This is a genomic window from Putridiphycobacter roseus, from assembly GCF_003234935.1.
GTDB classification, from domain to species: Bacteria; Bacteroidota; Bacteroidia; order Flavobacteriales_D; family Crocinitomicaceae; genus Putridiphycobacter; species Putridiphycobacter roseus.
In genome coordinates this window covers 1-1,975 of sequence record NZ_QKSB01000038.1, presented here as the reverse complement: position 1 = coordinate 1,975, position 1,975 = coordinate 1, and the positions used below count along the sequence as shown (strand labels likewise).

At 32.2% G+C, this 1,975-nt stretch carries 2 protein-coding genes; both read left to right on the top strand.

Translation table 11 applies throughout. The features are described 5' to 3' along the window. Nucleotides 1-289 precede the first annotated feature (289 nt). Nucleotides 290-889 (top strand): hypothetical protein, encoded by a 600-nt coding sequence (locus DNU06_RS17340; RefSeq protein WP_146239324.1) that lies wholly within the window; start codon nt 290-292, stop codon nt 887-889. Nucleotides 890-1,179: 290 nt separating this feature from the next. After that, complete coding sequence (locus tag DNU06_RS17335; RefSeq protein ID WP_146239323.1) at nt 1,180-1,782, top strand: hypothetical protein; 603 nt, start codon at nt 1,180-1,182, stop codon at nt 1,780-1,782. Nucleotides 1,783-1,975 lie beyond the last annotated feature (193 nt).

The following is a 1,975-nucleotide window of genomic DNA, read 5'->3' as shown; positions in this document are numbered from 1 at the left end:
ATTAACTATATTCATAAGAATCCTGTGGTTGAAGGTTATGTAAATGAACCAGAACATTGGCGCTATTCTTCAGCTAGCAATTACATTGATGGCAAAGGTGTTTTGAATGAAGTAATCTGTTTACCCCCAATGTTGAGAACGGTTAAATGATTAATTATTTTTATAATTAATAGATTGGCGCAGCAGTACAACTAGCTGCGCAGCTATTATTCATAAACATATAACAAACAGCTAATTGAAATAGATTAATTTTATTTATAACTTGCAAAAGCAAAACAATGAACGCCTTATGAAATCACAGGATATATTCAAAAAATTAAGGTTTTATGGTTTCATGGTAATGTGCATACTAATGATTAGCGCTAAATGTACTAAAACAACTATTGAACCCACACCACCAAAAACACCTTTAGAACAATTACCTGCGGCTACCCAAACTGGCGCTAATACATTTGGTTGCTTAGTGGATGGGGAGGTCTATATTCCGAAAGGGAACTTTAGTTATAAAGCAATAGATCTACCTAGTTATTTTGCGGGCAATGGCAACTTAGGTGTTTCTGTCAGAAATGTAAAAGATTTCGAAAAATGGATATATATATTTATAAAAAATGGAGTTTACTCAAAAGGAATATATACCGACATTGCCTATCATAGTTCAAACTCAAATTACCCTGGTCTCGAAATAGTTGACAAAACAGGTAGCATTACAACTGTAGATAAATACTATATTGATTCAACCTTAAATCATTTCATTGAAATTACAAAACTAGACCTTGAAAATAAAATAGTCTCAGGCTTATTCGAATTTACAGTGGTAAACGAAGAAAAAACAGACACTATTAAAGTAACCAATGGCCGCTTTGACCTCAATAATTTATTCGTTCAATAATTCTTCCCTCACTTCGGCAATGGGCTCAGTGCAGCGCCTTGAGGAGAATACGCCCTAGTTGCGCAGTAGTTGCACTGCTGCGCCATCATCAACGTACAATACATTTTTTTTCGTGTTTTTACTTGTATTAAAACAGGTGTAAAACATACAATTAAGAAAAATACAAGTTATTATTTAACATTAACTGTTGTCGACTGGGTTGATGTATTATTTATAAATATATAATAAACAGCTAATTGTAATAAATTAATTTTATTCGTAAATTGCAAAAGCAAAACAATGAACGCCTTATGAAATCACAGGATATATTCAAAAAATTAAGGTTTTATGGTTTCATGGTAATATGCATACTAATGATTAGCGCTAAATGCACCAAAACACCCATTGAACCAAAAGAGCCACTAACACCTTTGGAGCAATTACCTGAAGCTACACAAGTCGGAGCGAATACCTTAGGTTGTCTGGTGGATGGTGAAGTATTCACTCCTAAGGGTAATGTTTATTATAAGGGGATAGAAAAACCACGATATACTGAAGAAAATGGCATCTTACGACTTAGATTTCTTAATCTCAAAGATTTTGAGGATAAGTGGATTTATATATATTTATATATAAAAAACGGAGTGTATTCAATTGGTAATTATACAGATATTGCATATAGTAGCCAAAATTCTACATACCCTGCTTTTGAAATCTATAATGATGTTCAGAATGCATTTACCAAGTTTTATATAGATTCAAATTCTTTACATTATATTGAAATAACAAAACTAGACTTGGAAAATAAAATAGTATCTGGCTTATTTGAATTTACAGTGATGAATGAAGATAAAACAGATACCATCAAAATAACTGATGGTCGTTTTGACCTCAATAATTTATTCATTCAATAGTACTTCCCTCTAGCAGTGCAGTAATTGTACTATTACGCGACAATAACAACATCTCTTTCATAAAAAAAACAAAAAAACCCAGACATTCAATGTCTGGGTTTTCAATAAAATATGATTGTCACGTCCTGAAATAGCGATACACTAAAACAGTAGTGTAATGAAAACATCAGAAAACATGGGGTATGTGAAACGT